26 protein-coding genes are annotated in these 26,115 nt (G+C 65.4%); 14 read left to right on the plus strand and 12 right to left on the minus strand.

What is annotated here, in order from left to right; translation table 11 throughout:
• The first annotated feature begins 54 nt into the window (after nucleotides 1-54).
• The 7 genes from NGM29_RS18155 to NGM29_RS18185 all read left to right on the plus strand — a co-directional run bounded on the left by NGM29_RS18155 (nucleotide 55) and on the right by NGM29_RS18185 (nucleotide 10,470).
• Nucleotides 55-1,131, plus strand: coding sequence for a KaiC domain-containing protein (locus NGM29_RS18155; RefSeq protein ID WP_254158187.1), 1,077 nt, complete (start codon nucleotides 55-57; stop codon nucleotides 1,129-1,131).
• Between the two features lie 133 nt (nucleotides 1,132-1,264).
• Nucleotides 1,265-3,229, plus strand: coding sequence for an acetate--CoA ligase (gene acs, locus NGM29_RS18160; protein ID WP_254158188.1), 1,965 nt, complete (start codon nucleotides 1,265-1,267; stop codon nucleotides 3,227-3,229).
• A gap of 186 nt (nucleotides 3,230-3,415) precedes the next feature.
• Complete coding sequence (locus tag NGM29_RS18165) at nucleotides 3,416-5,563, plus strand: bacterio-opsin activator domain-containing protein (RefSeq protein ID WP_254158189.1); 2,148 nt, start codon at nucleotides 3,416-3,418, stop codon at nucleotides 5,561-5,563.
• Between the two features lie 227 nt (nucleotides 5,564-5,790).
• Complete coding sequence (gene acs, locus NGM29_RS18170) at nucleotides 5,791-7,764, plus strand: acetate--CoA ligase (RefSeq protein WP_254158190.1); 1,974 nt, start codon at nucleotides 5,791-5,793, stop codon at nucleotides 7,762-7,764.
• A 67-nt stretch (nucleotides 7,765-7,831) separates the two neighbouring features.
• The gene (locus NGM29_RS18175) at nucleotides 7,832-8,284 is read left to right on the plus strand and encodes a DUF4212 domain-containing protein (protein ID WP_254158191.1); all 453 of its coding nucleotides are present in this window, start codon (nucleotides 7,832-7,834) and stop codon (nucleotides 8,282-8,284) included.
• Nucleotides 8,281-9,999, plus strand: a complete 1,719-nt coding sequence (locus tag NGM29_RS18180) for a VC_2705 family sodium/solute symporter (RefSeq protein WP_254158192.1) — start codon at nucleotides 8,281-8,283, stop codon at nucleotides 9,997-9,999. The genes NGM29_RS18175 and NGM29_RS18180 overlap by 4 nt, the downstream gene beginning before the upstream one ends.
• Nucleotides 10,000-10,002: 3 nt before the next feature.
• On the plus strand, nucleotides 10,003-10,470 hold the full coding sequence (locus NGM29_RS18185) for a universal stress protein (RefSeq protein WP_254158193.1): 468 nt from the start codon (nucleotides 10,003-10,005) through the stop codon (nucleotides 10,468-10,470).
• Nucleotides 10,471-10,592: 122 nt separating this feature from the next.
• On the opposite strand, the gene NGM29_RS18190 is transcribed toward NGM29_RS18185, so the two are convergent.
• Entirely contained in the window at nucleotides 10,593-10,823 is a 231-nt protein-coding gene (locus tag NGM29_RS18190; RefSeq protein WP_254158194.1) for a DUF8119 family protein, read from the minus strand.
• A gap of 171 nt (nucleotides 10,824-10,994) precedes the next feature.
• On the opposite strand from NGM29_RS18190, the gene NGM29_RS18195 reads away from it, so the two are divergent.
• From NGM29_RS18195 to NGM29_RS18210, 4 genes are all read left to right on the plus strand, one after another.
• Complete coding sequence (locus NGM29_RS18195; protein WP_254158195.1) at nucleotides 10,995-11,549, plus strand: tRNA (cytidine(56)-2'-O)-methyltransferase; 555 nt, start codon at nucleotides 10,995-10,997, stop codon at nucleotides 11,547-11,549.
• A 144-nt stretch (nucleotides 11,550-11,693) separates the two neighbouring features.
• Nucleotides 11,694-12,218 carry a transcription factor gene (locus NGM29_RS18200; protein ID WP_254158196.1) on the plus strand — a complete coding sequence of 175 codons (525 nt, stop codon included), beginning with the start codon at nucleotides 11,694-11,696 and terminating at the stop codon, nucleotides 12,216-12,218.
• Complete coding sequence (locus NGM29_RS18205; RefSeq protein WP_254158197.1) at nucleotides 12,218-12,901, plus strand: DUF2110 family protein; 684 nt, start codon at nucleotides 12,218-12,220, stop codon at nucleotides 12,899-12,901. The genes NGM29_RS18200 and NGM29_RS18205 overlap by 1 nt, the downstream gene beginning before the upstream one ends.
• Before the next feature lie 9 nt (nucleotides 12,902-12,910).
• Nucleotides 12,911-13,690 (plus strand): DUF5803 family protein, encoded by a 780-nt coding sequence (locus tag NGM29_RS18210; protein WP_254158198.1) that lies wholly within the window; start codon nucleotides 12,911-12,913, stop codon nucleotides 13,688-13,690.
• A gap of 126 nt (nucleotides 13,691-13,816) precedes the next feature.
• Here the strand turns inward: NGM29_RS18210 and purM are convergent, their stop codons facing one another.
• From purM to NGM29_RS18245, 7 genes are all read right to left on the minus strand, one after another.
• Nucleotides 13,817-14,851 (minus strand): phosphoribosylformylglycinamidine cyclo-ligase, encoded by a 1,035-nt coding sequence (gene purM / locus NGM29_RS18215; protein ID WP_254158199.1) that lies wholly within the window; start codon nucleotides 14,849-14,851, stop codon nucleotides 13,817-13,819.
• A gap of 207 nt (nucleotides 14,852-15,058) precedes the next feature.
• A complete protein-coding gene (locus NGM29_RS18220; protein ID WP_254158200.1) occupies nucleotides 15,059-15,406 on the minus strand; it encodes a DUF7344 domain-containing protein in 348 nt (115 codons plus the stop codon).
• 142 nt (nucleotides 15,407-15,548) lie between these two features.
• Nucleotides 15,549-16,460, minus strand: coding sequence for an acetamidase/formamidase family protein (locus NGM29_RS18225; protein ID WP_254158201.1), 912 nt, complete (start codon nucleotides 16,458-16,460; stop codon nucleotides 15,549-15,551).
• 93 nt (nucleotides 16,461-16,553) lie between these two features.
• Nucleotides 16,554-17,255, minus strand: coding sequence for a hotdog family protein (locus NGM29_RS18230; protein WP_254158202.1), 702 nt, complete (start codon nucleotides 17,253-17,255; stop codon nucleotides 16,554-16,556).
• Nucleotides 17,256-17,331: 76 nt separating this feature from the next.
• On the minus strand, nucleotides 17,332-17,973 hold the full coding sequence (locus NGM29_RS18235) for a zinc metalloprotease (protein WP_254158203.1): 642 nt from the start codon (nucleotides 17,971-17,973) through the stop codon (nucleotides 17,332-17,334).
• Nucleotides 17,970-19,745, minus strand: a complete 1,776-nt coding sequence (locus tag NGM29_RS18240; RefSeq protein WP_254158204.1) for a TraB/GumN family protein — start codon at nucleotides 19,743-19,745, stop codon at nucleotides 17,970-17,972. Before NGM29_RS18240 ends, NGM29_RS18235 begins: the two co-directional genes overlap by 4 nt.
• A gap of 103 nt (nucleotides 19,746-19,848) precedes the next feature.
• On the minus strand, nucleotides 19,849-20,136 hold the full coding sequence (locus NGM29_RS18245; RefSeq protein ID WP_254158205.1) for a hypothetical protein: 288 nt from the start codon (nucleotides 20,134-20,136) through the stop codon (nucleotides 19,849-19,851).
• 77 nt (nucleotides 20,137-20,213) lie between these two features.
• On the opposite strand from NGM29_RS18245, the gene NGM29_RS18250 reads away from it, so the two are divergent.
• Both NGM29_RS18250 and NGM29_RS18255 read left to right on the plus strand, forming a co-directional pair.
• On the plus strand, nucleotides 20,214-20,660 hold the full coding sequence (locus NGM29_RS18250) for an acyl-CoA thioesterase (protein ID WP_254160640.1): 447 nt from the start codon (nucleotides 20,214-20,216) through the stop codon (nucleotides 20,658-20,660).
• A gap of 117 nt (nucleotides 20,661-20,777) precedes the next feature.
• Nucleotides 20,778-21,725, plus strand: a complete 948-nt coding sequence (locus NGM29_RS18255) for an NAD-dependent epimerase/dehydratase family protein (protein WP_254158206.1) — start codon at nucleotides 20,778-20,780, stop codon at nucleotides 21,723-21,725.
• 58 nt (nucleotides 21,726-21,783) lie between these two features.
• Here NGM29_RS18255 and NGM29_RS18260 read toward each other — a convergent pair whose 3' ends face one another.
• Both NGM29_RS18260 and NGM29_RS18265 read right to left on the minus strand, forming a co-directional pair.
• Entirely contained in the window at nucleotides 21,784-22,842 is a 1,059-nt protein-coding gene (locus NGM29_RS18260) for a S66 family peptidase (RefSeq protein WP_254158207.1), read from the minus strand.
• A gap of 66 nt (nucleotides 22,843-22,908) precedes the next feature.
• Nucleotides 22,909-23,697 (minus strand): HAD-IIA family hydrolase, encoded by a 789-nt coding sequence (locus NGM29_RS18265; protein WP_254158208.1) that lies wholly within the window; start codon nucleotides 23,695-23,697, stop codon nucleotides 22,909-22,911.
• Nucleotides 23,698-23,808: 111 nt separating this feature from the next.
• On the opposite strand from NGM29_RS18265, the gene NGM29_RS18270 reads away from it, so the two are divergent.
• Nucleotides 23,809-24,273: a DUF7992 family protein gene (locus tag NGM29_RS18270; RefSeq protein ID WP_254158209.1), complete on the plus strand. Its 465-nt coding sequence runs from the start codon at nucleotides 23,809-23,811 to the stop codon at nucleotides 24,271-24,273.
• Nucleotides 24,274-24,395: 122 nt separating this feature from the next.
• Here NGM29_RS18270 and NGM29_RS18275 read toward each other — a convergent pair whose 3' ends face one another.
• Both NGM29_RS18275 and NGM29_RS18280 read right to left on the minus strand, forming a co-directional pair.
• Nucleotides 24,396-25,400 (minus strand): LLM class flavin-dependent oxidoreductase, encoded by a 1,005-nt coding sequence (locus NGM29_RS18275; protein WP_254158210.1) that lies wholly within the window; start codon nucleotides 25,398-25,400, stop codon nucleotides 24,396-24,398.
• Between the two features lie 87 nt (nucleotides 25,401-25,487).
• The gene (locus NGM29_RS18280; RefSeq protein WP_254160642.1) at nucleotides 25,488-26,099 is read right to left on the minus strand and encodes an endonuclease dU; all 612 of its coding nucleotides are present in this window, start codon (nucleotides 26,097-26,099) and stop codon (nucleotides 25,488-25,490) included.
• Nucleotides 26,100-26,115 lie beyond the last annotated feature (16 nt).

The following is a 26,115-nucleotide window of genomic DNA, read 5'->3' on the forward strand; positions in this document are numbered from 1 at the left end:
TCCACCCTGCCGACTCTCATCCCCGAATGCGAACCCCCCTGCGGAGTGGTTACGATGGGTGAGGACCTCGAGGACGACTGGTTCGAGCGCGCCCTCGAGGAACGCGAAAATGAGACCGACGACGGCGAGGAAGAGAGGGGTGACAATCTGGCGAAAGATGGGGATGGCGAACGAGCGGAAGAGAGAGGCGACGACCGAGCAGAAGACGATGTCGACGCCGCGGAAAACCAGGGTAGCAAGGACACGGACAGCTCTTCGACCTCGCTGTTCGACGAGGACTTCGGCAGCGCCCTCGACAACGTCGAGATGCCGGACGTCGGCGCCGAAACGACGCCTCCGAGGGACACCCTGGCAAGGCCGGACGGCTTCGACGACCTCGACTTTGACCTCGGCGGGCCAGAGGAAACCGACTTCGAAGCGGACGTCGACAGCGAGTTACCGCGGATCGACCTGGGAATCGACGGCCTCGATCGAATGATCCAGGGCGGCGTCCCCGAACGCACGCTCATGGTCGCGATGGGGCCCGCCGGCACCGGCAAGACCACGTTCGGCCTCCAGTTCCTCCACTACGGCCTCAAGAACAGTGAGAACGCTGTGTTCATCACGCTCGAGGAGAGCCGCGAACGGGTGATCAACAGCGCCACCGAGAAGGGCTACCCGTTCGAGGAGTACGTCGAGACGGGCCAGCTCGCGGTCGTCGGCGTCGATCCGATCGAGATGGCGAATAGCCTCACGTCGATCCGCAACGACCTGCCCCGACTCATCGAGGACTTCGGCGCGTCGCGGCTCGTCCTCGACTCCGTCTCGCTGCTCGAGATGATGTACGAGGACCGAGCGAAGCGCCGCAACGAAATCTACGACTTCACGCGCAGTCTCAAAGAGGCGGGCGTCACGGCGATGCTGACGAGCGAGGTGTCGGAAACCTCGCCGTACGCCTCCCGGTACGGAATCGTCGAGTACCTCACTGACGCCGTGTTCGTCCTACAGTACGTGCGCCCGGATGACTTCCGGGAGACGCGGCTGGCGATCGAGATTCAGAAGATCCGGGACGCGAACCACTCCCGGGAGAAGAAACCGTACGAGATCACGAGCGAGGGGCTGTCGGTCTATCAACAGGCCAACCTGTTCTGATCCTCTCCCCTCCTCCTCCTCCGCCCCGCCGCCTTTCCCCCGCGAGCGCCCGACAGGCTGACACCGGTCAGCACTCTCTCGTTCGCCGCCGACAGAACGCTTATTCGTATCACTTCCATCAGATTCACCTAGAATGGGAGACAGAGACGAGGTTCCGAGCGACGGGGCCTCGAACGACGAGTCGAGCCAATCGCCACCGGCGTCCTTCGTCGAACAGGCGAACGTCGACGAGGACCTCACGGACACCTTCGAGCGGACGTGGCCCGAGTGCTGGGACCGGGCTGGCGAGCTGCTCGAGTGGGACGACCCCTACGCGACCGTCCTCGACGACGAGAACCCGCCCTTCTATCGCTGGTTCCCCGGCGGAACGCTCAACGCCTCGTACAACTGCCTCGATCGCCACCTCGAGTCCGGCCGGAAGAACCACGCGGCGATTCGCTGGGAGGGAAAAGACGGCGAGCGTCGGACGTTCACCTACCGGGAACTCTACGTCGAAGTGAACGAGTGTGCGGCGGCCCTGCGCGAACTGGGCGTCCAGGAGGACGACGTCGTGACGATCTACCTCCCGATGATCCCCGAACTCCCGATCACGATGCTCGCCTGTGCCCGAATCGGCGCCCCCCACTCGGTCGTCTTCGCCGGGCTGTCGGCGGCCGCGCTCGCGACCCGGATGGACGCCGCCGACAGCGAGTACCTGCTCACCTGCGACGGCTACTACCGTCGCGGCGACGCGTTCAACCAGAAGAGCAAGGCCGACAACGCCGTCCTCTCGGTCGACGCGAACGTCACGACCGTCGTCGTCGACCGCCTCGGGGACGAACTCCCCCACGTCCTCGGCTCGAACGAGTACGATTACGAGGCGTTGCTCGAGGCCCACTCCCAGGAAACCGTGGAACCGGTCTCGCGAGACGCCGACGACATGCTCTTCCTGATGTACACGTCGGGCACGACTGGCGAACCGAAAGGCGTCGTCCACTCCACCGGCGGCTACCTGGCCTACGCGGCCTGGACCGCCCGTACCGTCCTCGACATCAAACCCGAGGACACCTACTGGTGTGCGGCGGACATCGGCTGGATTACCGGTCACTCCTACATCGTCTACGGTCCGCTCGCGCTGGGCACGACCACCGTGATGTACGAGGGGACGCCCGACTACCCCGACCGCGACCGGCTCTGGGAGATCGTCGAGCGGATGGCCGTCGACGTCTTCTACACGGCGCCGACGGCCGTCCGCGCGTTCATGAAGTGGGGGAAACAGTACCCTGAACGCCACGACCTCTCGAGCCTGCGCCTGCTCGGGAGCGTCGGCGAACCGATCAACCCCCGCGCCTGGCACTGGTATCGCGAGCACGTCGGCGGCGGCGAGTGCCCCATCGTCGACACCTGGTGGCAGACCGAGACCGGCGGCATCGCGATTTCGACGGTGCCGGGCGTCGACGAGATGAAGCCCGGGTCCGCGGGGCCGCCGTTGCCGGGCATCCAGGTCGACCTGCTCGACAGCGACGCCACCGCGGTTGACCCCGGAGAAACGGGCTACCTGACGCTCGAGCGTCCGTGGCCGGGGATGGCCGAAACGCTCTACGACGACGACGAGCGGTACGTCGCAGAGTACTGGCGGCAGTTTTCCGACCCCGACGCCGGCGAGTGGCGCTACGCCAGCGGCGATGCGGCCCGGGCGGACGAGGACGGTTACCTCACGATCCTCGGGCGCGTCGACGACGTACTCAACATCGCCGGCCACCAGGTCAGCACGATGGAACTCGAGTCCGCCATCGCCGGCGTCGAGGGCATCGCGGAGGCGGCCGTCGTCGGCGGGTCCAACGGTGGCGACGTCTACGCCTACGTGAGTACCGAAGGGGCCACCGACGACGGCGACGCCCTCGAGCGACGGATTATCGAGGCCGTCGAGACCGAGATTGGCCCTATCGCCCGGCCCGAAACCGTCGTGTTCACGCCCGAGTTGCCCAAGACCCGATCGGGCAAGATTATGCGCCGCCTCCTCGAGGACGTGACGAACGACGAACCGCTGGGTGATACGAGCGCGTTACGGAATCCGGAGATCGTCGGAGAGATCCAGTCGGCGGTTCGTGACCAGTAGTATTTCGCTATTTCTGAAAAGACGAATATCGACGGTACATACGGATTCTAGTCGTCTACAACCGACTCGAGCGACAACGAGGTCGCCTCGATGGGAACGACATCCACTCCAGCGATAACGACGTACAATGGTGGTAACGGCGAAAGAAGGACATACTTATATTCGCGTTACTCGAGAACACGAAACATGACCGATGGTGGATCGACGGTGCTGACAGCGACTCGGTATGAGGCGCTGTTGAACGCCGCCGAAACTCACCGCGAGGCCCTCGTCGTCCGGCTATGCGGCGACGTCGGCCTCCGACCGGCGGAGGTCGTGCGATTGACGCCGAGTTGCGTCCGGCAACTTCGCGCCGACCCACCACGATACGGGCTCGCCGTCCCCGCCTCGAGGGAGTCGGTCGACGACCCCGCCCGAGTCGCCTACCTCCCAACACGGGTCGAACGAGCACTTCGCCAGTACGCCCACGGCAACGGTATCGGCGACGATGACCGTCTCGTTCCCGTCACGCCGCGTCGCGTCCAGATGCTCGTCACCGAGGTGAGTTCCCGGGCGAGCGAGCGGTTCGACGATTCGGCGCTCGAGACCGTCTCCTCGAGCGATCTGCGCCGCTTTTTCGCGGAACGTGCGCTTCGCGAAACACGCAACCCGCGAGCCGTCAAAGCCGCCGGTGGCTGGCAGAGTTTCGAGGCGCTCGAGCCCTACCTCCCCAACCCGACGCGCGACGAGCTGGTTCGGGCGTTCGAGCCGCTCGAAACGGGGCGCACGCCGGATGGTTCGTCGGTCCCCTCGGCCCTCTCGAACGGCGGTCGACCGGTACAGGAGCGAGCGAGCGAACCGACCGGGAACTCGACGGACGACGCGCTGCAGGAAGTACTTGAGCGGTCCGACCGATACGCCTGGTTTCACCTCGATTCCGACGGACGCATCGACCGCTGGAGCGAGGGAGCGGCCGCCCTCTTCAAGTACGCGGCAGAGGACGTGATCGGCTCGCACGTCGAAATCCTCTTTCCGGACGCGGCCCTCGACGAGGGCGTTCCCGATCGGCTGCTCGAGACCGCGCGCGACGAACACGGAGTCGATGCCGACGGGTGGCGCTGCCGAGCTGACGGGTCACGGACGCACGTACTCGAAACGATCGTCCCCCTCGACGCCGACGGGAGCCGGGGGTTCGTCGTTCTCGCGTGCCAGGATTCGAGCCCTGACCACCGGTTCGAACCCGCTCGAGCGGTCACAGCCGCGCTGCTCGAGGCCTCGACGCACGAGGCCGTCGAAACCGAGGTCTGTCGCGCGCTCGTCGACGAAGGGCCGTACGAACTCGCCTGGATCAACCGAACGACCGCCTCGAGAACCCGCCGAGAGTGGTACGCCGCGAGCGGCCTCGAGGACGCGGTGATCGAGCACCTGCAGGCGGCCTTCGAAGAAGCCACCGACGTGGACCACGGAGACCTGGCCGACGGAAGCGTCCGCACGAACGTCTCGACCGACGACTTCGACGGGACGCTCCTGGCGGTTTCCGTCCGTTACGGCGACACCGTCTACGGCACGCTACTCCTCGGAACGGCCCGCGAGACGGTCGGCGAACGGGAACGGACCTGGCTCGAGACCCTCGGTTCCCAGGTCGGTCACACCATCGCGGCCGTCCGACGTCGTAACCTCCTGCTCTCCGACGCGGTGGTCGAGCTCGAGTTCGCCTGCCGGGACGCGGCGTCGTTCTTCGTCGACGCCAGCGCTCGACTCGACTGTCGGTTCGAACTCGACTCGCTCGTCCCCATCGACGATCATACCCAGTTATACTACGTCCACGTCACCGACGCCACCCCGGCAGCCGTCTTCGAACACGCCGAATCGGACGCCGGCATTCGAGAGTGCCGGGTGATCGATACCTACGCGGACGGCAGCCGCCTCGAGTTCGTCGTCGAGGGTTCCTCGCCGGCGCTCACGCTGATGGAGTACGGCGTGACCGTGCTCGAGTCGGTGACCCGGGACGGGACGACGACGATCACGGCCGAGTGTGCGAGCGATACCGACGTCAGAACCGTCGTCGACGGCCTGCGTGCGGCGTTTCCCGCGTCGGAACTCGTCGGGAAGCGCCAGGTCGAGCGCTCCGTCCAGACGGCCCGCGCGTTCCGAACGGGCCTGGAAGAGCGACTCACCGACCGCCAGGAGGCCGCGCTTCGAGCGGCGTACTTCGGCGGGTACTACGACTGGCCGCGCGAGAGTACGGCCGAGGAGATTGCCGACGCGATGGACGTCTCTTCGCCCACTCTGCACAACCACCTCAGGAAAGGACAGCACGAACTGCTGCGGACGTTCTTCGACGACCGTCCCTAACTATCTAGATACGGCGAGTCGCTCGCCACCCACACGCTGGCCTGAAGTTGGAGAGACTCGGCTCGAACACGTTCGGGTTGCATCCAGAATATATTCCATCCCCAAACATCCCAAATAATCATCAAATTAACCTCATTCGACTGATTACTCGAGCTTCCCACCCGACGTGGTTTTGCTCACCTAGAGTCGGTATTTACCCCCTTTATCTCGTATTGCTGTAGTGTAACATGGCACAGGAAGAACCTGCACTCGAGGCGCGGTTGGCCGAGGGGGAGACCTACGAGCCGCCGGCATCGTTCGTCGAGCAAGCGAACGTAAGCGATCCGGGGATTTACGAGGAGTTCGAGGAGAACTGGCCGGAGTGCTGGGAGCGCGCTGCGGACCTGCTCTCCTGGAACCAGGAGTACGACACCGTACTCGAGGACGACGACGCGCCGTTCTATCGATGGTTCACCGGCGGCGAGCTCAACGCGTCGTACAACTGCCTCGACCGCCACGTCGAGGAGGGCGCGAAGAATCGGGCGGCGATCAAGTGGGAGGGTGAACTTGGGGAGACCCGAACGTACACCTACAGCGACCTGCTGTACGAGGTCGAGGCCTTTGCCGCCTCGTTGCGAGAGTTGGGCGTCGAGGAGGACGACGTCGTCACCCTCTACCTGCCGATGATTCCCGAGTTACCGATTGCGATGCTCGCGTGTGCCCGCATCGGGGCGCCGCATAGCGTCGTCTTCGCCGGCTTCTCCGCCGATGCCCTCGCGACGCGGATGAACGCCGCCGACAGCGAGTACCTCGTCACCTGCGACGGCTACTACCGCCGCGGTGACGGCCTCGACCACCTCTCGAAGGCCAACGAGGGACTCGAGGGCGTCGATCACGACGTCGAGACGGTGGTCGTCGACCGCCTCGGTGACGATCACTCGCACTCGCTGAGTGAGAACCAGCGCGACTACGACGAACTCGTCGAGGCTCACGAAGGCGAGACGGTCGAGCCGGTCTCGAGGGAGGCCGAGGACATGCTGTTCCTGATGTACACCTCGGGCACCACCGGCCAGCCCAAGGGGGTGAAACACACCACGGGTGGCTACCTCTCGTATGCCGCCTGGACCTCTCACGCCGTTTTGGACGTCAAACCCGAGGACACCTACTGGTGTGCGGCCGACATCGGCTGGATCACTGGCCACTCCTACATCGTCTACGGTCCGCTCGCGCTGGGTACGACCACCGTCATGTACGAGGGGACGCCCGACTACCCTGAGAAAGACCGGCTGTGGGAACTCGTCGAGAAGAACGACGTCGACATCTTCTACACTGCCCCGACGGCGATTCGGGCGTTCATGAAGTGGGGCAAGCAGTACCCCGATCAGCACGACCTCTCGAGTCTGCGTCTTTTGGGGACGGTCGGAGAGCCGATCAACCCCCGCGCCTGGCAGTGGTACTACGACCACATCGGCGACGGCGAGTGTCCCATCATCGACACCTGGTGGCAAACGGAGACGGGCGGGATGATGATCACCACGCTCCCTGGCGTCGGTGAGATGAAACCCGGATCGGCCGGGCCGCCGTTGCCCGGCATCGACGCCAGAATCGTCGACGCCAGCGGCGATCAGGTTGAGGCGGGGAACGCCGGCTATCTCACCGTCAATAACCCGTGGCCCGGGATGCTGCGCACGCTGTACAACAACGACGAGCGCTTCCTCTCCGAGTACTGGCAGGAGTATTCGGATGAGGAGAGCGACGAGTGGGTGTACTTCCCCGAAGACGGCGCGAAAATCGACGAGGACGGCTACATCACCATCCTCGGGCGCGTCGACGACGTCATCAACGTCTCCGGCCACCGTCTGGGCACGATGGAAATTGAGAGCGCCATCGTCGGCGTCGAGGGCGTCGCCGAAGCTGCCGTCGTCGGCGGCGACCACGACATCAAAGGCGAAGCCGTCTACGCCTACGTCATCCCCGAAGACGGCTACACGGACGACGACAGCCTCGAGTCGCGTATCGTTGAGGGGGTAGAGGATGCCATCGGACCCATCGCCCGGCCCGAAGAAGTGATCGTCACACCCGAACTCCCCAAGACGCGCTCGGGCAAGATCATGCGCCGGTTGCTCGAGGACATCGCCTCGGGGAACGAACTCGGCAACACCTCGACCCTCCGAAACCCGGAGGTCGTCGAGGACATCGCTGCCCAGGTTGGGGACGACTGAGGAGGGGCCTGGGCAGATCACCGCTTATCGAGACCACACTCACAGCACACGATACACGGACGATACAATGCCAGACAATACCACTCACGAATCGAAGAGCGAAGAACGGACCGTCGCGACCGATGGCGGCCGTTCGGACGTCGAACGAGAGAAAGAGATCGACTACCTGGACGTCGAGATTAACCTGCTGAAGCCGGGAACCCCGTTCATGCGGGATCACAACAGGGTCATCCTGACGGGATTCTTCCTCTGGGCGGTGATCGTATTCGGACCGATCACCGCGACGCGGCTGGCGCCGGACCTGATGACGACAACGATGCCGGGGCTAGGGTTTCCGCTTCACTACTTCCTGATCGCAATTGGCGGTCCGGGCGGCGCACTACTGTTGTCGGTCTGGTACGTGCGTAAGCGCGACAGTATAGACGAGAAGTACGGAATCGAGCAGATACAGGCGACGGAGACAGGGCGCACCGACACCAGTTCGGAGGCGACGGCAACCGACGGGGGTGTCGATCGATGAACGGCCTCGCGTTGGCAGCGCTCTCGCTGCTTGGGGATGCAGGCGTCGTACTACAGTCTGACCAGGAGTTGCTTCCCGAAGGGCTGAACATCGGGTTCAAGTTGCTCCCGGCGATCATCGTCATCGCGATGATGGGGCTGTTCCTAGCGGCAGGCGTCTTCTACAAGGTGGCAGATACGGCGGACATGTGGGTCGCCGGTCGCTCGATCGGCAACGTCGAGAACGGCATGGCCATCGGCTCCAACTGGATGTCGGCGGCGTCGTATCTCGGGATGGCCTCCCTAATCGCGCTGTCTGGGATTTACGGCCTGGCGTTCGTCGTCGGCTGGACCGCCGGCTACTTCGTGTTGCTCATCTTCCTGGCCGCTCAGATGCGCCGATTCGGGAAGTACACCGCACCGGACTTCATCGGCGATCGATTCAATTCCGACGCCGCCCGTGCCATCGCGGCAGTCACGACGTTCCTCATCGGATTCGTCTACGCGCTCGGGCAGGCCCGCGGAATGGGGCTGGTCGGCCTGTACATCCTCGGCGATCCCGGAATCCCGGGATTGAGCGGTTACCAGGCGATGATGGTAATCTTCATGGTCATCACGATCGCGTACCTCTCGCTGTCGGGAATGCTCGGGGCGACCAAAACGATGGTCCTCCAGTACGTCATCCTCATCGGCGCGTTCCTGATCGGGCTGCTGGTGACCGGTTGGGCGGCGGGCTACTCGACATTCCTCCCTCAGCTCGAGTACGGAATGTTGATCAGCGAACTCAGCAGCGAGTTCTCCGAGCCGTTCGTGAACCAGAGTTACTACGTCTGGATCGCGACGGCGTTCAGCCTGATCTTCGGGACCTGCGGGCTCCCGCACGTCCTCGTTCGCTTCTACACGGTCGAGAACGAGCGAACGGCCCGCTGGTCGTGCACCTGGGGACTGTTCTTCATCAGTCTGCTGTACCTCTCGGCACCAGCGTACGCGGCGTTCGGGACCGACCTCTACAGCAGCGAGGTCCAGCCGGCATACGGTGACCCGGGCATGAGCACCGAGGCCGGTGACGTCATCGTCGTGCTGGCGACGCAGCTGGCCGGCCTGCCCACCTGGCTCGTCGGCTTCGTCGCGGCAGGCGGCATCGCCGCGGCGGTCGCGACGGTCGCCGGACTGTTCATCGCCGGCTCGTCGGCGATCTCCCACGACATCTACGCGAACATCATCAACCCCGACGCGACCCAGCGCCAGCAGGTCCTCGTCGGCCGACTGAGCATCATCGCTCTCGGTGTGCTGACGATCCTGTTCTCGCTCGACCCGTCGGCCCCAATCGCCGCACTGGTCTCGTTCGCGTTCTCGCTGGCGGCCACCGTGCTGTTCCCGATGTTCTTCCTCGGTCTCTGGTGGGAGAAGACGAACCGTCAGGGCGCGCTCGCCGGGATGTCCACCGGGCTGATCCTCTGGCTCATCCCGATGTTCAACGAGGGGCACTTCCAGATCACCCCCCTGGGGAACGAGTTCATCGCGACCTGGATGCCTGCCATCGGCTCGGGTCTGATCGGCGTGCCAGTCGTCTTCGCCGTCACGATCATCGTGTCGCTGGTGACGCCCGAACCACCTCTCCAGACCAAGCAGATGGTCCGGCAGTGTCACAGCCCAGATCCGATGCCCAAAGACAAGACGGCGGCCGACGTCGTCAGGGAACGGAACGGAAACGGACCCACCCCTGCGGACGACTGACCAATGTACGAACGCATACTCATCCCGACGGACGGTAGCAGCGTGGCGGAAGTAGCGGTCGAGCACGCACTCGACCACGCGGAGAAGTACGGCGCGGAGGTACACGCGCTGTACGTCGTCGACACTGACGCGGTCGCCTACGGGCTTGGGACGGAACAGGTCGACCGCCTCAGGCAGGGCGACTTCCAGGGCATGACCGAGCTTCGCGAGAAGGCAGAAGCCGCGACCGGGTACGTTCGCGACCTGGCCGAAGCGAAAGGTCTCTCGGTGGTCGAACACTACTCGGGCGGCCGGCCGCACGCCCTGATCGCCGACTACGTCGAGGACAACGACATCGACCTCGTCGTCATGGGCAGCCACGGCCGCTCCGGCGTCAGGCGCGCCCTGCTGGGTAGCGTCACCGAACGAACCCTGCGGTCGACGACCGTTCCGGTGCTCGTCGTCGACGCCCGGAAGTCGGTCGAGGAGTAACGGTCGACTCACTACCGCTCACGATTTTCGCGTTTCGATCGCTCAGTAGCAGCCAGCAGCAGTCTCGTGGTTGGTGACGACCCCCAGGTTCGCGTTTGGCGACGATCTCGAGAATCCTGCGTTCACCGCTTCTCGCCGGAGCCGTACCACTCGCGAGCCAGTTCGAGGTTCCAGACGAACGCGAAGTAAGCGACGATCCCAGCGAGCATGAGCGCGTAGTACGCCCACGTCGGTCCCTCGAGGACGCTGAAGAGGAGTTCGACGATCGTTACCCAGATGATCGCGAACAGCAAGTCGACCAGCATTCCCCACCGCTCCTCGCGGGCGGTCTCGAGCCACGCTCCTGGCTTCATCGTGAGTCACCCTGCGCCGCCAGCGGTCCCGTCGAGTGCATGCCGGTGTGTGTCCCGGTGTGAGCAAAAAGCTACCGCCGGAATCGTCTCTCGGGCAGCGTCCACGAGCAGTCTGTGCCAAAGCGGTTGCGGATCCGAACGCACATATGCCCCAGCCAGCTACGCGTTCGTATGAACGAGCGTCGCGACCCCGAGGTCGCTGTCCTCCGGCTCGGCCACCGACCCGGGCGAGACGAGCGGATGACGACCCACGTCGGCCTGACAGCCCGGGCACTGGGCGCCGACCGCGTCCTCCTCCCAGACAACGCCGGCCAGTCCCTCGAGACGGTCGCGGACATCACCGAACGTTTCGGCGGGCCGTTCGCAGTCGAGTTAACCGATTCCACCCAGGGAGTCGTCCGCGGATGGGAGGGAAAAGTCGTCCACCTCACGATGTATGGCGAGCGCGTCCAGGACGTCGAGGACGCCGTTCGAAGGGCCCACCACGAGGACGGCGACCCGCTCCTGATCGTCGTCGGCGCGGAGAAGGTACCGTTCGACGTCTACGAGGAGGCCGACTGGAACGTCGGCGTGACGAACCAGCCACACTCCGAGGTCGCGGGGCTGGCCGTCTTCCTCGATCGTCTGTTCGAGGGCCGCGAACTCGAGCGGGAGTGGGAGGGTGCGGATCGGCGCGTGGTTCCGATGGAGACGGGCAAGCGGGTCGTTTCGGCCGACGAGGAGTGAGAGTCGGCAGACGGGCAGCCCCAAACGAGGACAACCACACTCGAGCGGCACGGACTCGCATTTCGACGCCGACACGCTCCGCAGCGTCGCACCCGGCGCACCGAGTAACAAGACTTAATGGCCGCATGCGATTATTACGGGGTAATGGCTTTTGAGGACCTGCTCGAGGACCCGGTTATCCAGAAGTACTTACACGAGCTCGTCGGTCCCAAGGGGATGCCCGTCGCGGCAGCGCCGCCGGACGGAGAGGTGACCGACGAGGAACTCGCCGAGACGCTGGACCTCGAACTAAACGATGTGCGACGGGCGCTGTTCATCCTGTACGAGAACGACCTCGCCACCTATCGCCGCCTCCGCGACGAGGATTCCGGCTGGCTCACCTACCTCTGGACGTTCGAGTACGAGAACATCCCGGAGAACCTCGAGGAGGAACTCTACCGGCTCTACGACGCCCTCCTCGACCGTCGGGAGTACGAGCAGAACCACGAGTTCTACCTCTGTGAGATCTGTTCGATTCGCTTCGAGTTCGGCGAAGCGATGGACTTCGGTTTCGAGTGCCCAGAGTGTGGCTCGCCCGTCGAATCGATGGACAACAGCCGACTCGTCCGCGCGATGGACGACCGCCTCGACGCCCTCGAGGACGAACTCAACGTCGAATCCACCGCCTGATGGTCGTCCTCGCAACCAAACTGTACGTCGACGGCGACGCCCACCAGCGGGCGCTCGATTCCCTGCGATCACTGGTCGACAACGAGATCGGCGAACTCGACGTCGAGTTCGAGATCGGCGTCCGACACGACGACTTCCCCTCCGTCACGATCGAGGGCGAGGACGCCGTCGTCGCGCGCAACGTCCTCCGCGAGGAGTGGGGCGAAATCGTCCCCGATCTCGAGGCCGGGGAAACCTACGTTGGCACGCTCGAATCGTGGGACGACGACGGGTTCGTCCTGGACGTCGGAACCGAGACCGGGGTTCGAATCCCCGCCGACCAGCTGGGTCTGGGGCCGGGATCGCCCGCACAGGTCAGAGAGCGCTTCGGCCTGGTCCAGCACCTGCCACTGCAGTTCGTCTACCGACCGGACGAGGCGGACGGATCACGGCTGACCGACGCCGAACGCGACCGCCTCTTCGAGTGGACGCGCGGGACCGGCCGCCTGAACGTCAACAGTGCGACCCGCGCGGAGGTCCGGGCGACGCTCAATCGCGCCGGCCACGCTCAGGACTACGTCACGATCGAACGACTGGGGCTGCTCGAGCAGAGCGTCATCTGTACGGACGACACCGACCCGCCAGGGCTACTCTCGAGCATCGGCTCGTACCTGCCGGCGGAGTTGCGCTGCGTCGTTCCCTGACCGCCAGCCATGAGAACGGTCAACCGTCGCCTCGTCCTCGCAACGCTCGCCGTCGCCCTACTCGCGACGACCGCCGGGTGTACGATGCTCTTTGGCGGCATCTCCGACGAGGCCCTCGATGAGTCCCAGTCGTACGACGACCTCCGGGACCGCGAGGCGGACGTCGCCATCGAGGTCGAGAGCGGATCGTTCATCAGCGACGGAGAGTTCCGCGCGGTCTACGACCTGAACGACACCGAAGACCTGTCGCTGTACCGGTCGACGCTCTACCGCGAGGAGCCACTCGAGGTTCGGGCCGTCCGCTACTGGTACCCGAACGGTACCGAACTCACGGGGTCCGAACTCGAGGTCGATCAGGACCGCTCGAGTACCGACATCCGGGTTCCGGACGGCAATGGGACGCTGGCAATTACCGGCCCCGCGAACCAGGGGCGGTTCTACCTGCCGGCTTACGTCGAGGGCTCCTACGAGGTCATCCTCCCTCCGGGCTATCGATCGACGAACTACCTCTTCGGGTCGGTGAACCCGGGCGGACACGAACGGGAGGTCGTCGACGACCAGGAGCACCTCCGGTGGGAACACGTCGATAGCTCGCTCTCGATCCGGTACTATCTGGGGCGGGACGTCTTCATCTTCGCCGGCGTCGTCCTCGTGGTCGCCGCTGCCGGCGGCGCCGGCGTCGCCTACTACTACCGGAAGGTCAAGGCCCTCGAAGAGAAGCGGAAGTCGATGGGTCTCGACGTCGAACTCGAGGACGATTCGGGAAAGGGGCCGCCGCCGGGGATGTAGGTGGCTCGAGGCGTGAGTACGGAGGCGAACGGTCGAAGCGCGGATCCAGGGGCGAGAACTCGAGGCGCGAGTACGGTGGCAGGTCTCGAGGTGTGGGTACAGGGGCGAGAAATCGAGGCGAGACGCTCAGGACAGCGAGAGGCCGCGAATCTCGACCGTGTCGCCCTCCTCGACGCGACCGATGATCTCGCCATCGGTCTCGTCGGCGAGCGCCTCGGCGTCCGACTCGTCCAGAGCAACCACGAAGCCAGTGCCCATGTTGAAGGTGCGGTGCATCTCCTCGTCGGCGACGTTCCCCTCCTCGGCGACGAACTCGAAGATCGGCTGAATCGGCAGGGGACCTTCGATCACGTAGCGATTCTCGCCCATTCGGAGCAGGTTCGTCCAACCGCCGCCCGTGACGTGTGCGGCAGCCCGGACGTCGTGGCGACGCATCGGCTCGAGCAAGTGCGTGTACAGCCGGGTTGGTCGAAGCAGTTCCTCGCCGATGGTGACCTCGGGGTCCAGCGGAAAGGTGTCACCGTAGTCGTGGTTCCGGGTGACGGCCTCGCGAGCGAGCGTGAGGCCGTTCGAATGGATGCCGTTCGAGGGGAAGCCGACGAGGACGTCGCCCGCTTCGGCATCTTCATCGAGAATCTCGTCTTTGAGCGCGAGGCCAGCACAGGTTCCGGCCAGGTCGAAGCCGCTGACGACCTCGGGCATGACCGCGGTTTCCCCGCCCAGGAGCGTGAGGTTCGCTTCCTCGAGGCCGACGGCGAGTCCCTCGCCGATTTCGGCGGTGAGGTCGTCGTCGGGTTCGTCGACCGCGAGGTAGTCGACGAACGCGACCGGTTCGACGCCCGCGGCGACGAGGTCGTTGACGTTCATCGCGATGCAGTCGATGCCGATGGTCGAGAAGTCCTCAATGGCCTCGGCGACGAGGAGTTTTGTGCCGACCCCGTCGGTCGCCAGCGCGAGGTAGCGGTCGCCGATGTCGAGCAGGCCGGCGTACTCGGTCGTTATGCCGCTCCCGAACGCCTCGAGGAGCGCGGCCGTGGCGTCCTCGCTGGCGTCGACGTCGACGCCCGTCTCGGCGTAGGTGAGTTCCTCTGGCTCGCCATTACTGTCGTCTCCGTCGCCAGCGCCGGAACCACCCCCCGCCTCGTTCGCCTCGTTGGTCATGCTCGAGAGAGCACGGGGCGAGGGCAAAAGGTCACCGGTCCAGCGTCGGAGTGGGCGGGCGACGGACGCTACGGCGAGCCGCGATGTGGCGTTCGGCAGCGTCGCGTTCGGTGGTATTGTGGGTGGCGGTGTCGCGTTCAGCGATGTGACGTGGGGGCGTCGCGTTCAGCAGCGTCGCGTTCGACGGTTCGACCTAGCCGCTCGAGGTCAGGCCTCACTGACAGCCAGTTCGAGGACGCCCTCGAACGCGGCGGATCCCGATCCGTCGAGTAATGCAACGTCGCCCTCGTCCCTGTCGTACTCGATGAGGCCGTGATCCGCTACCATCGGCAGATGCACGTGGACGAGCGAAACGTGAACGTCTCGTCGAACGCGTCGACGGTCCTCGGCGTCGTCGTCCGGCAGGCACTCTCGTCTCGTGACCGCCTCGACGAGACCGTCGACGCTGTCCCGTCCTCGTTCCGCAAGTGTAGTGAGGAGCCGTCGCTGTCGCGGATTCGCGAGTACCCGATACGCTACCTCTCGATTACGGACCATCGGTCGTGTCTTCGACATCGTACCAGTCCCTTCTCGAGTATCGAGGTGAGGACTGCGCCTAACCATGCAGATGCACCGACAGGAGTCCCATTTAGACAATATCGACGGAACACGCAACGGCAGCGACAGTGGACCGCCAGCCGCTCGATTCGCTACCCGATCAAAACGGACTCGAGAGGTAGGCCTTCGGGATCGCGTTCCGAACCGTGACCAGCGGGTCGACGACCTGGCTGATCTCGAGGCCGCCGACCAGACTCGAGAACATGTACGCCTCGGTGTCGTCGAAGTCGTGTTCGGCGGCGAGCAAGGCGATGGCGTCCTGGTTCACGAGTTCGCAGGCCGCCTCGAGCGTCTCGGCGCTCGCGAGGGGCTTCCAGGCGTCGCTCGTCTCGATCAGCGGGCGCTCGAGGCTCGTCGCGGGGTCGGAGACGACCTCGAGGGTGACGTTGATCTCTGTGGCAATCTCTGAACCCGTCCCGCACATCTCGCCGTCGGCCATCGCGGCCTTGCAGTCGCCCATCGCGAGCATCGCGCCCTCCTGGAAGACGGGGAAGTAGACCGCGTTGCCGGCCGTGACGTCGGTCGTGTCGAGGTTGCCGCCGTGGTCGTGGGGCACGAGCGTACTGTAGCCGTCCTCGGCGGTGGCGACGCCGATCGTGCCGATCACCGGCGCGAGCGGGACCTCGAGGTCCGCGAAGGCGAGGGTGCCGTCGTCGACCGGCGTCATCTTCGACCGCGGCGACTCGACGTTATCGTGGCCGTCGAGCAACCCGAAGCCGTCGATGGTAACGACCCGGCCCGCGTCCTCCGCGATGCGAATCTCCTCGATTTCGACTCGCAAGACGTCGCCGGGTGTCGCCCCGTCGACCGCGATGGGACCGGTCGCCGCGTTCACCTCCTCGGGGACCGCCTCGAGGACGTCCGAGTCGTCCTGGATCGCGCCCTCGAGGCTGTCGGCCGTCTCGACGGTCAGGCTATCGCCCGACTCGACGGTGATCGCTGGCTCGAGGTCGGGGGTGAATTCGTAGAGTTTGCTGTCCTCGTAGCTGATCGTGTGATCGGTATCGGGCATGGCTCGAGTACAAATAGGGGTGTCCCGGCCATCAAACCGCATGGTCGTTCGCGGCCGTCGACCGTTCCAGCCCGACGGACGGCCCTCGAGTGCTCAGAACGTCACTTTACCCTCGAACGTCGCCACCAGTATTCCATCCTCGAGCGGGTCCGGAGCCGTGGCCTCGCGCTCGTCCGGGTCAAGGGCAGCACCCGCGTCCAGGTAGTCGACTCTCGCGACACCGCCACTGTCAATGACGTAGACGACCGCGCTGAATCCGATATCGCTCTCCCAGACCGCTCCGTCATCGGAGACACCCGCTGTCGCGCCGGCCGCACGCAGCAAGAAGACGGTCGTGGCTCCCTCGTGCCAGTCGAAGGTCTCGCGTTCTCGAACGCTGTGACCGATCCGGAGGATTCGATCCGAGCCGGACCGGGCACACAGCAGGTTGTGGGTGAGGTACGCTTCGTCGAACGCGATGAGGTAGTCGATCACCGCCTCTTCATCGAATCCTTCCGGCATGACGGGGTAGGGGATCGTTTCGGCCGTCTCGTGCTCTTCGCGGTCATCCCCGTACTCTACCTCGACCGTCTCCGGGTCAATGTCACACTCGGGCCGGGTCGGCTCGCCGTCGAACGCCTCGAGGACGCGGCTCTCGTCCCCGCCACCGCCGTCAATTTCATCGTTGCCACCGTTCCCACCGTTTTCAGCGCCGTTTCTGTCGTCCACATTCGAGGGCCTGGCTTCGTCGGCCAGACAGCCCGCCGCGGCCGCCGTCGTGGCACCGAGTGCGGCCAGTATCGCTCGCCTGTTCATACCCGTTCGTACGAAAACAGGGGTGAAAAAGTCGATGAAGGCTAAAATCGACGTTTTAGCTTACAAGAACGGATCGTCAGAACGGGAGGCCGAACTCGAGGTAAAACAGCGCGAGCAGGCCGGCACACGTCGCGAACGTCACCGCGAAGACGGGCTTGCTCCACTCGAGGACGGACTTGCCGTCGAGCGGCCCGAAGGGGATCATGTTGAATGCGGCCAGGAACAGGTTGATCACGACGCCCATGTGCCCGACTTGCTGGAGCAGCGCCGGCCCCTCGAGTACCCGTGTCCCGACGAGTACCGGAAAGAAGAACCCGGCGAGGATCAGGTTCGTCACTGGGCCGGCGACCGAGATCAGCCCGTTCTCGCGATAGGTGATCCGCCCCCGGTGGTAGACGGCACCCGGCGCGGCGAAAAGGAAGCCGATCAGCGCGCTCATGATCGCCAGAAAGAGCATCTGGTAGTCGGCTCGAAACGCCGCGACCTGACCGAAGCGAACCGCGACGACCTTGTGAGCGAGTTCGTGGAGCAAGAACGCGACGCCGACGGTGACGAAGCTCAGCGCGATCATCATCGCGAAGTGGCCCGGCGACGCCAGTCCGAGGTGGACGGGGGCGAGCAGGAGGGCGAACGCGACGCTCAGGACGATCCAAGCGAGCGCCAGGTCAAACAGTTCCCGATCAGTGAAGGTGAGCGGGGAGGGTCGTTCGTAGCTCACGAGAGGACCTCGTAGATCAACTCGAGGCTGTTCTGTGCGCCCCTGATGAGTTCGTTCATCAGCGCGTCAACCCCGCCGAGTTCGCCGCCGGCCAGCCACGGCAAGACGACGAGCGGGAAGAGGAACGTCGCGATCATGCTCCCGACGTTCGTCAGCGCGACGATCATGATGAGTCGGAACAGCGGCACCTCGAACATCTCCTCGATGGATTCCGTGATGGGTTTCGACGTGTCGCCGATGATGGTGTTGAGCGTCCTGATGTCCATGACGTTCACCGGGCGGTACCGGAGTTCGACGTACCCGGCGAACCAGCCGGGAGCCAGCAGCGGGTTGATGCTCGTGAGCCAGGCGATGGCGCCGCCGACGCCGGCGCTGGTCCAGCGTGCACCGGCCAGGCGAGCCAGCGTGAACGCGAAGATGCCGTTGAACAGGAACCACGCGAGGAACACCTTGAGCAGGAAGACGTCCCGGACGCCGGCCATCAACAGGAGGAAGAAGAAGCCGACGAACGCGACCATCACGAGGTAGCCGATGACCTTGAAGATCGAGAACCGGCGACTGGATGCCGTTCCCGTGATCGACTCCATAGCCGGCAGGGTTTCGGGTGCCGCGAGGTAGCGTTCGATGCCGGCTTTGTGGCCGGCGCCGACGACGGCGACGACGTCGTAGCCCTGCCCCCTGAGCGTGTGGAGTTTGTGGGCGATGAAGGCGTCTCGCTCGTCGATCAGTGCGTTGGCTCCGCTCGGACTGAACCGGCGGAACTCCTCCATCATGGCGGCGACGACGTCCCCGTCGGTCATCTCCTCGATGTCGATTTCCTCGATGTTCTCGACGTCCGACGTGAGCGCATCGAGCAAGAGACCGACGGCCGCACCAATGGCGACCCCGATCCCGAGTCCGACGAGTCCGCTGACGATGCCACGAATAGCGAAGTCCCCGGCCGCCTCGAGCGCGCTGGCGTCGAACGGGCCGACGTACGTCTCGGTGGCGACGAGTGCCCCCATTCCGACGACGCCGAGTACGGCACCCGTAACTACCCGGAGCGAAGAGCCGCTGAGCAAGCGACCGGTGTACTCGTCTGCGTGCTCGAGCGACGGGAGAAAGAGCAACCCGACGAAGAGCCCGCCGATCAGCCCGATGCCGAGCGCGCCCACGTACTGGAGCATCGTCGGATTCGTAATTCCGAGGCCGAGTGCGCTCTCGAGGCCGGCCGTGGTGGCAAATAGGGTTCCAAAGAGGAGCCCCAGGGCGAGGCCGAACACCCCACCGAAGGCGACCGAAAGCGTCCGAGGGTCAGTGACCCCGAGGGCGAGTCCGCCGACCATCTTGAACTTCTCGGTGGCGGTGAGTCGCGCCCAGAACCGCTGGATCGTTACCTGAATGTCCCGGTCGACGAGGGCAACGCCGTGGCCGTTTCGCTCGGCCGCCTCGATGGCCGCCTTCATGTCGGCGCCGGGTTCGACGTCGAACTGTTCGCCGAGTCGCGACTGAACGTACGAGAGCATCCAGTAGGCCAGAAACTGGAAGACGGTGTTGCCGCTCAGGAGGTCCTTCGCTTCGATGTCATCGGGCGTGCCGCCCTGCATCTGGCGGTAGCGCCCCTCGTCGAGTTCGACGGCGACGACGTCGGGGTCCTCGCGGTCGATCGTCTCGTGGACGTCGTCGACGCTCCGCTGGGAGACGTGGGCCGTCCCGAGAACGTAAATCGAGCCACGGTCTCGTTCCGGCGGCTCGGGCGTGTCCGGAACGGTCGCGTCACCTGCATCGCTCATTGTCGGGGTAACTCGCTCACGGCTTTTACCAGTATCGAAGGGTAACGAAATGTTCCTCGAACAGAACGCGAACGATGCCGGTTCCAGACGCGACTGTTCCTGATCACCGTCGTCGACGAGTACCGGTCAGCGCGGCCACCTCGAGGAGCAACGCCGGGAGGACGAGGCCGAGCACGGCGACCCCTGCCAGACGGAACGTCAGGCCGTCGATCGACCGCGCGGCGAGCCACGCGAGGCCGAGCGCGGCGGCGAGAACGAGGCCGCCGACGAGTAACTGTCCGGGAACCCCAAGCCATCGGCGTAGGGTTCTGTATCTGTCTCTATTTCTACCTCTACCGCTGTCTCGAGCGCGCATCTGTGCGTTCGTCTCGAGTCCGTACGCGACCGTCATAAGTGCTGGTGCTCGAGGCGTGGGTGATCGAGACCGATCCGAAAGAGACTGATTCCCGGGCGGAGAAGCCAGCAGCGATGACCGCGCTCCTCGAGACGCTGATCGAAAACCGCGAGATGGTCCAGCCGAATCACTCGAACAACCTCGAGACGGCCCACGGGGGGAACGTCATGCTCTGGATGGACGAGATCGGGGCGATGTCGGCGATGCGGTTTTCGGGCGAGACCTGCGTCACGGCCCGCGTCGACCGGATGAACTTCGAGCGACCGATCCAGGTCGGCGACGTGGCGTTCATCTCGGCGTACGTCTTCGAGTCCGGTCGGACGAGCATAAAGACGCGACTCCGGACCTACCGCGAGGACCTCCGGACGGGCGAACGGGAGAAGACGACCGAGTCGGTCTTCACGTTCGTCGCCGTCGACGACGACGGCAAGCCGACGCTGGTTCCGGACCTGACGATCGAGTCCGAGCGCGGCGAGCAGTTGCATCAGGAGGCGCTCGAGTACGATACTGGCGATCGCTGAGCGCACGGTGACACGAGCAGCGTCCACGTTGGGAGGGCCAGTATCGGACCACCCCGGCGCCCCACCGACGGACCACGACCGACGCTACTAACCCGTCGAGCACCGTCAGCCCCGACGATGAGAATCGCGATCACGGGTGGCACCGGGTTCGTGGGGTCGCACCTGGCCCGGCGTCTCGGCGACGACGGGCACGACCTCGTACTGATCGCTCGAGGGATCAACGAGCGCAACGCCGACCTGCTCGAGCGTGAAAACGTCGAATTCGTCCCAGCCGCCGTGACCGACCGGCGGGCGCTACGCGAGGCGTTCGTCGACTGCAACGTCGTGGCACATCTCGCGGGGATCAACTACGAGCGCGAGACACAGACGTACGAAACCGTCCACGTCGACGGGACGAGAGCCGTCGTCGAGGCGGCGGCCGACGCGGGCGTCTCGAAACTCCTCCTCACGAGCTACCTGCGCGCACGTCCGGACTGCGGGTGGGCGTACCACGAATCGAAGTGGAAAGCCGAACGGATCGTCCGCCGGTCGGGACTCGAGCACACGGTCGTCAAACCCGGCGTGGTCTACGGGCCGGGGGATCGGATGCTGTGGGGAATCGCCCGCTCGCTCGCGACCGTTCCGGTGTTTCCGCGGGTCGGGCTCGGCGAGCGCCGGATTCGTCCCGTGGCGATCGAGGACCTCGTCGACGTGTTGGTGGCCTCGACCGTCGAGGATCGGCTCTCGGAGACGACGGTCGCCGTCACGGGTCCAGAGGAACTGACGGTCGCGGAACTCGTGAAGCAAGTGGGCGACGCGATCGGGCGGAACCCCATCGTCGTCCCCGCGCCGGTCCGGGCACACCTCGTCTCGGCATGGATGCAAGAACGGGCACTCGAGACGCCGATCGTGACGACCGCCGCCGTCCGGATGCTCGCCGAGGAGGCGACGGATCCGGCGCCGGAAGCCATGTGCGATCCCCTGCCGGAGGCCCTCGAGCCAACCCGGTCGTGCTCGAGGCGGCGAATCGCGGCGGGGCTCCCTCGACTGGAGCCGTTCGGTGTCGGGGAACTTCGGTGGCCCTGACGGTCTAGGACGATTCGTCGAACTCGAGTTCGCCTCCCTCCCCGCCCCCGTCTCGAGCCTACGGAAACCGAATCGCCTTTTCGGCGGGATCGATCTCGACCTGTCCGCCGATCGGGATGGGAACGGTCGGCCACGCGTGCCCGAACTCGAGTCCCTGCACCACCGGCACGTCGGGGTTGTACTCCGCGAGGACGTCCGCGACGACCTCGCGCTGTTGCTCCCGGTAGGTTTCGCGCCACTCCGCCGGCCGATCCTGCCGGTGGGACCGCGTCGCCGGTCGACCGACGAGGACCCCCGAGAACCGCTTGAGCAGACCGCGTTCACCCAATGCGCGCAGCACGCCGGCGACCCAGTCGGGGTCGGGGACTTCCTCGGAGGTCTCGAGGGCGAGTACCGTCCCCTCGAAGGCGTCGTCCTCGGGCAAATACCGGTCCGCGAGGAACTGCTGGTCGATGATCTCGAGACAGCCGCCCCAGACCCGTCCGGAGACGGCGTCGGTCCCGCCCGACCAGTGCCAGCCGGGACTGACCTCGGTGTCCCGGGGCGTCTCGAGGGCCTCGGGATCGGCCCAGTTGCCGGGCTGGTCGGTGAACCGCTGGGCCGGCTCGAGCGCCCCGATCGAGTCCTCGAAGAACGCTCGCTCGGCGTACGCGACGGTGTGATCGAACATCTCGCCGTCCATCGCCAGTTCGACCATCACGGCGGGACCGTAAAACGAGACGATTCCGAGGTTCCACAGGTACGTCGCGAGGTTGGTGTTGTCGCTGTAGCCGTAGAACCGCGTGGGGTTCTCGCGGAGGACGTCCGGGTCGAGGTGAGAGAGCATTCGAATCTGATCGTTGCCGCCGATGACGGCGATCACCCCGTCGATGTCGGGATCCGCGAAGGCGTCCATCACGTCTCTCGCTCGCGCTTTGGGGTTTTCGTATAGTTCCTCCCGGCCCATCTCCGTGGTCGGGTACTCGACCGGTTCGAGGTCGAAGACGGTTCGCAGGCGCTCAAGTCCCAGTTCGTAGACGTGAGGCACCTCGAGTGCGGGATTCGACGCCGGGGCGGCGACCGCAATCTGACTGCCTCGCTCGAGTGGCGGTGGCGTGACGAACTCCTGATCGTCCATAGGTGTGACTGTGCCGGTCGGCTCAAGAAACTATGGCAGGTTTGTGGGGCGATAGCACGGTCCGGGTCAGCCGAGCACGTCCTCGAGTTCGGCCAGCGAATCGAGGACGTACGTCGGCTCGAGGTCGGCGGCCGCAACATCGGCGCGACTCGCCACGCCAGTCGTCACGAGCGCGGTGTCCGTGCCGGCCCGTGCGCCGAGTTCGATGTCCGTATTCAACCGGTCGCCGACGACGAGGGTTCGCTCCGGGCCCCCCTCGAGGCCCAGGCGCTCGAACGCGGCATCGGCCGCGGTTTTCGAGGGCTTGCCGAGGATGCCGTCGACCTCACGCTCCGCAACCGCTTCCATCGCGGCGATGATCGTTCCGGATCCGGGAACCATCCCCCCGTCTGTCGGAATCGTCACGTCCGGGTCCGTCCCGTAGAACGCGTCGGCGCACTCGAGTGCCGTCAGCGCGCGGCCGAGGTCGTCGTAGGTAAGGTCGCGGTCGATCGAGCCGAGGACGACGGCCGCCTCCCGCGGGTCGTCGGTCACGGCGAGCGAGGCCGCCTCGAGCAGGGCCTCGAGTCGCGACTCCCCGACGACGAATACGGACGCTTCCGGGTGCGTGTCCGCGAGGAACTCGGCGGCGACGGTCCCGGACGTGAGCACGCGACGCGGGTCGACGGCGAGGTCGTGCGCCGACAGTCGCTCCTCGTAGTGGGCCGCCCCGCGGGTCGGGTTGTTCGAGAACAGCAGGCGGTCGCAGCCGGCGTCGTCGATCGCTCGGATGCCCGTGGCAGCGCCCGGCAGCAGTCGGTCGCCGCGGACGAGGGTTCCGTCGACGTCGAGGATCACCGCCTCGTAGCGCGTCATGGCCGGCACCTGGCACGCGATGGTGTTGAGCCTTCGGATCGCGGTATTTGAGTTGATCGGCGTGAGACGGACGTACCAATCCTTATTCACGCCCCGGCCGTACCACCGAACATGACACTCGAGGTCGAGCCCCCGAATCCGCCCGAACTCACCTACGTCGACCCCAACGAGTACGAGGACGCGACCGTCGTCGGCGAACCCGACGACATCGACTACCGCCGCGAGGAACTCCAGACGTTCCTCGAGGAGGGCGCCTGGGAGGAGGCTTTCGACGCCTGGCGCGAAGACGCCGACCTCGAGCCACGAGCGTTCGAGATCGCGACCGACCTCGGCCTGTTCTCACAGTTCGACTTCTTCTGGGACGACTTCGCCGATCGCGTCGGCTACCACGCGCCGGGCATTCCCGAGGACTGGCAGGAGCAGGAGTATCACCCGGAACTCGACTCCTGGGGGACCGTCTCCTCGATCAACGCCGAACTCACGGAGTTCGGGCAACTGGTCTGTGAGATCCTCAAGGACGACTACATAGACTGGGAAGCCGAGTACGAGCCCCCGGAGGACCTTCCGGATTTCTAGACGCTCGAGTCAGCCACTCACAGATCCGAGGAATACCGAGGAACAGTGACCGCGAGAAACAGTTACCGCAAGGAACACGATCAGGATCTACAGAAACCGCGCCAGAAGCGTCCAGAAAGGCGTCAGCGGAGTTCGGGCGCGACTTCCTCGCCCAGCCGATAGATGCACTCGCGCATGGCCTCGGTGTCGGTGCCCGGGTGGTACGTCCGGAAAATCACGTGGACGTCGTCGCCCAGTACCTCCCGATGGGTCTCGAGTTCCTCGGTGACCTGCTCGGGCGTGCCGAAAATCGCCTGCTCCTTCAGTTCTTGCTTGCGCTCTGCGGGGAGTTCCTCGACGGGTTCGCCCGAGAAAATCTCGGCGTAGCGTCGCTGGATGTAGAGGTAGCCGTCTCGCATGGTCTCCCAGGCCTCCTCGCGGGAATCGCCGACGAAGCCGTGCTTGATGACGTAGATGCCGAAGTCGTCGTCTAAGCCTTCCTCCTCGCGTACGTTTCGAATGTCCTCGACGCGCTTCTCGAGGCCCCGAAGCGAGAGCGACGAGGGCGCACACCAGGCGTCGGCGGTGCGCGCGGCCCGCCTGACGGCCGGCTTGGCCTTTCCGCCGAGCATGATCGGCACGTCGCCGTCCGGTTTCGGCGTGACGGTCACGTCGGGGGAGACGTCGTGAAATTGCGCGTCGTACTCGAGCGGGCCTTCGGACCAGGCGGCCCGACACAGGTCGACCTGGTCGGCCAGGCGCTCGACCCGTTCCTCGCGGGGGACGCCGAAGGCGTCGAACTCCCGGGGATTGGAGCCGATGGCGAGTCCGAGGGTCATCTGCCCGCCCGAGAGCAGGTCGACGGTCGCGGCGTCTTCCGCGAGGCGCACGCCGTCGTAGAGCGGCGCGAGGGCGATGCAGGTTCCGATCTCGACGTCCTCGGTCGCGGCGGCGAGCGCACCCAGGGTAGGCATCGTCGCCGAGAGGTAGCCGTCCTCGGCGAAGTGGTGTTCCGAGACCCACGCGCTGTCGAGGCCGGCGTCGTCGATGGCCCGGCCAAGCTCGAGGATCTCGTCGTAGAGCTCGCTCATCGAGCGGTCGTCGTCCGGCCGCTGCTGGCACGTGAACAGCCCGGTGCCGAGTTGCATGGTGGGAAAATTGCCCGAAGGAGGTAAAGTCGTTTCTACACGACGGCGTCTATACACGACGCACGACGGACAAATGGTGATCGACGACTACTCGTGACCGCCCCGGTCGTGAAGGGACGCATCGCCCGCTCGCGCCAGCGTTCGTGCGACGCGAATCGGCTCCGGGCGGCCACCTTCCGGCGTGAACACCTGGACGAGCGACGCAGCCTGGTCTGCCTTGAGGCCGACTACGCGAACGTAGACGGTCTCCACCCTGTTCGAACCTGTCTCGTCCGAACCCTTCTCGCTCTCGAGACGAACCGATCGCCTCGGCGGGAGCGACCAATACCGCTCGAGGCGCGTCTTGAGCGCCTCGCCGGAAAACGCCTCGCGGAGCCCCGACTCGAGGCCTTCGCTCTCCTCGAAGGTGACCGCGACGACGGGAACGCCCGTCCGGTCGTGGATTGCCTCGAGGTCGAGCAGGTTGTACCAGGCGGGAGCGACCGCGCCGACGAAACAGGTGCGAACGTCAGGGCGCTCGAGACCGGTGACGAGCGAGACGATCGCCTCGGTCGCGTCGAGGCCGCCGACGGTACACCGGTCGAAAATCGCGCCGTCGAGCACGCGGTCGGCGCGGACGACTGCCCCGGCGAGCGTGCTCTCGTCGGCCCCGGGTCGGTACGACTCGGCGACACCGAGCGCTCGCGTCCCGGGTTTCAGATTCATCGCGGTCCCG

The sequence above is a fragment of the Natronosalvus rutilus genome, from assembly GCF_024204665.1.
In the GTDB taxonomy this organism is placed as follows: domain Archaea; phylum Halobacteriota; class Halobacteria; order Halobacteriales; family Natrialbaceae; genus Natronosalvus; species Natronosalvus rutilus.